Here is a 1,101-nt window from a genome sequence, read left to right as displayed (position 1 = left end):
GTCAGCGTGTAATGGTTACGAGTTGGGTGAGCTGGTTCGTGCCGCGCGGAAGCTCGCTCGCTGGGCTGAGTACCTGAGTCTTGGTGCTGTGAATGGGTTGGCGCACTGCCCGCCATGTTTCAAAGACGATGAGGCGGAACGCTCGTCTCAGCCGGAGCCGCGGGCGGCTGAACTGTTGGCGCCGATGCTGGGGTGGACGAACTACCGCAGTGATCAGTTCATGCTCATCGCGTTAGCGTTGACAGACCTGCCGAACACCCGACAGGCGTTGGAACGCGGCGAACTCGAATTCTCTGAGGTTCGCACGATCGTCGACCGACTCACCCTCCTACCCCCAGCTGACCGTGCAGCGGTGGATGAGGCGATCTTCCCCGAGGTGTTGAAGCTGTGGGGCGGGCTGCTACGGCTCTATGTCGAAGCCGAAATCATCAAGATCAACCCCGAGGCCACGAAAGAGCGTCACAAGAAGGCGCGGGAAGACCGCGGTGTTGCTGTCTATCCCGACGTGGACAACGTCTCCACCCTCCGTCTCCACGGCATCCCCCACGACCAAGCAGCCCAAGCCTGGGCGTATTTGGATGCGATCGCCCGCACCATGAAATCCGGCGGAGACGAACGCACCCTGCCACAACTACGCGCCGACATCGCCGTCTCCCTCCTCTCCGGCGAAGGCGACGTGATCATCTGCGACAGCGCGCCTGAATGTGGCGAAGAGGAAGCCTGCTCCGGCGATTCCTGTCAGGACGATGTTGACGCCGCCGCTGCGGATGAGGGTGAAGCGAACGCCAGTGCCGAGGATGATGACGAGGCGTGCGGCTACTCAGCTGCCGAGTCGGATGGGTGCCGGCACATCGGGTGCGACCACGATCACCACCTTGCGGGCTGCCCGTGTGAGGACTGCAAACCCGCCACCTACACCCACCCCCTGGACCGGCCCGGACATCAGCCCCGCAGCAGCGGCGCCCGCGAGGAAATCCCGTCCGACGATGACCTTGCCGAGCAGGAGATCCCCGTCGCGTTCCGGTCCTGGAAAGCGGCGGTCAAGGCGAAACTCCAGCTGAACGTGCCGATCACGACCCTGTTCGAGCTGGCGGAGCGGCC

The 1,101-nt window shown here is 63.9% G+C and carries 1 protein-coding gene; it reads left to right on the top strand.

Annotation, left to right across the window (positions count from 1 at the left end; translation table 11 throughout):
- Nucleotides 1-184: 184 nt before the first annotated feature.
- On the top strand, nucleotides 185-1,101 hold a 917-nt coding region (locus B141_RS39355; RefSeq protein WP_040420620.1), incomplete at its 3' end, for a DUF222 domain-containing protein.

The organism is Actinopolymorpha alba DSM 45243, from assembly GCF_000373925.1.
GTDB classification, from domain to species: domain Bacteria; phylum Actinomycetota; class Actinomycetes; order Propionibacteriales; family Actinopolymorphaceae; genus Actinopolymorpha; species Actinopolymorpha alba.
This window is presented reverse-complemented; position numbering and strand designations above follow the sequence as displayed.